The sequence below is a fragment of the Candidatus Regiella insecticola LSR1 genome, assembly GCF_000143625.1.
GTDB lineage: Bacteria > Pseudomonadota > Gammaproteobacteria > Enterobacterales > Enterobacteriaceae > Regiella > Regiella insecticola.
On the sequence record NZ_GL379614.1, the window covers coordinates 1 to 2,256 of the forward strand.

At 31.8% G+C, this 2,256-nt stretch carries 3 protein-coding genes; all 3 read left to right on the top strand.

The annotated features are described in order from the left end of the window. Window positions 1-370 precede the first annotated feature (370 nt). Entirely contained in the window at window positions 371-1,072 is a 702-nt protein-coding gene (locus REG_RS08040; RefSeq protein ID WP_006705187.1) for a helix-turn-helix transcriptional regulator, read from the top strand. Between the two features lie 322 nt (window positions 1,073-1,394). Beyond that, window positions 1,395-1,907 (top strand): hypothetical protein, encoded by a 513-nt coding sequence (locus REG_RS08045; protein WP_141553658.1) that lies wholly within the window; start codon window positions 1,395-1,397, stop codon window positions 1,905-1,907. Between the two features lie 92 nt (window positions 1,908-1,999). After that, a partial coding sequence (locus REG_RS13780; RefSeq protein ID WP_218015676.1) for a hypothetical protein occupies window positions 2,000-2,256 on the top strand: 257 nt, incomplete at its 3' end.

Here is a 2,256-nt window from a genome sequence, read left to right on the forward strand (position 1 = left end):
AGCCGAATCAGTTTAATTTGATTCAAGGCGGAGTAGCACAGACAGTACAAATAGTACGACAAGTGACGACAACACTTAAATCAAGTTAAATTGATTTGGCTATAGTTGAATAAATTTCAATATGGCTCCTAAGTTCAGTTAAATAAAGTGTGATCACTATCACACTCTGACTGCTTCCGACTAGCCATTTTATACCTTCCCTATGTGTTCATATTGACTATCCTGATTAGGATCGAAATAGGAATTGGGTGTTGTAACATTATTTATATATTTCAATTAAAGCTATTTTTTTTATTAAATTAACGCATTTTTATTTTGTGGCATAAGTTATCAATAAAAAATTTTAATAGATTAGTGGAGATTACTGGCTATGACTAATATTAATAATTTATTAAAATCATTCCCCTTAATATCAATAATGAAAAGTAGCAACGATATTTGGGGTATAAAAGATTGTGAGTCGCGGTTTGTTTACGCTAACCGCGCTTTTCGTGAGTTTTTAAATATCCCTGCCTGGTTTAAAATCGAAGGAAAACGCGATGAACAACTTCCCACTCCGGTGGCAAAATTCGCTTCAGAGTTGAAAAAACAAGATCTGGATGCTATTAGCAGTGGGCAAAGAGTGACGCTCATTAAAACCCACTTTTTTGGTCGAGAGCAAAAATTGCAACCTTATTTGTATGAAAAATTTCCGTTTTATAATGAAAATAATGAGTGTTGGGGCACTGTGTTTTATGGCAAAAAGTTAGATTTTATTTCACCACAACAGTATGCGAGCAAAATCACCCCATCAGGATTAAAGGTGGCTCCTCCAATGAAATTATTTAACAAATTAGAGCTGAGAATCATATTTTTTATATTACAGTCAATGAATGCTAAAGAAGTCGCGAAGAAGCTCCATCGCTCCCCTCGAACGATAGGCAATGCTCTGTGCAGGATATACAGAAAATCGAAAGTTAATTCTTTACAAGAGTTTAAAAATTTTTGCTACAAAGTCGGATTTGATTGCTATATTCCACCAGAATTTATTCCGCTTGGCATCCAGTTTATTGAAAATAGGAGAGCGTCATGATGAGCAATAGACAGAGTAGAGCTAAAAAACGCACGTTAAAAAATAAAATATTAGTAGTCACACAAAATGAAAAGAAAAGCATATTTTATAAGTTAATATATTGGTTAAAAAAAAGAATATCGCGATTACGCATTAATTATTAATTATACATTTACTGACATCAATTATGATTATATTAAGCTCATAGATTATCATGAAAATGTTTATTATTAGTTTCCCTAAAAATATTGTTTGCGGAGTATTTTACACGCTTGCACTGAATGTTTTTAAAGATTTAAAATTATAAATAATTTAAATTCTGTTGCTAAAAATAGGTATTCTCTTGAATTTATTAAAATTAGTTGTCATTGGGGTGTACGGTATAATTGGGTTGATTGGATGGTATAAATATTATGAAGAGTTGGCAGCGCGTCCGATGGGAGCAGCTACCGTAAATAAATTCTCGCCGGAAATGACGGTAACCTATATTCCAGCGATGGTCAGGTATCATTCTATAGGAAAATTACAAGTATTACGTTCTATCCTACTTACCGATAATTTAGAGGATAAAGAGCAGGTAAAGACAAGGATAACGAATATACTGAAACATTGTACATCGGTACATATTCGTGATTTTAATTTATTAGACACACCAATTAAAAACATTGGTAATTGGTATCAGGATAATTTTGATTTTGATAACTTTCTTGCTGCTGTTTTTGATGAAGTATTTAATAGTAAATTATCCGTAGAAGAAAAAATCCGCAATATCTTTGATGTAATGGAAACATATCAAAATGCAACAACCCAAAAATTATTGATTGAGATGAATAAGCTAACAGGCAATCAATACTAAAATAGATTTGACTTTATTTTCGCTTGAAAAAAATGATAGAGGTAATGTAATTGTTTTATTTTATAACTTTTTTGACGGTGTCACTGTTTTTTTTGATTGTTGTTATTTACCACATAGAGGCGAAAAATAATGTTAACCAATTAAAAAAACATGATATTTCATATAATGAAAACACCCGTCAAGTGATCCTTGATGGGTGTTTTGTCCTTACGTCTTTCCGTCAAGGATCTTTAAATTGTTCTTTGTTTCAGTATCTAAATCAAAATCGAGATAAAAAATTATCTTATGATGAACTTAATGACAGGGTTTTCAAAGGCCGTCATGTTGAGTTAAACAAGGTGGTTGATGC

What these genes read in the sequence shown, in the direction of transcription:
- REG_RS08040 (WP_006705187.1), top strand. Translation starts at nt 371, where the DNA reads ATGACTAATATTAATAATTTATTAAAATCATTCCCCTTAATATCAATA.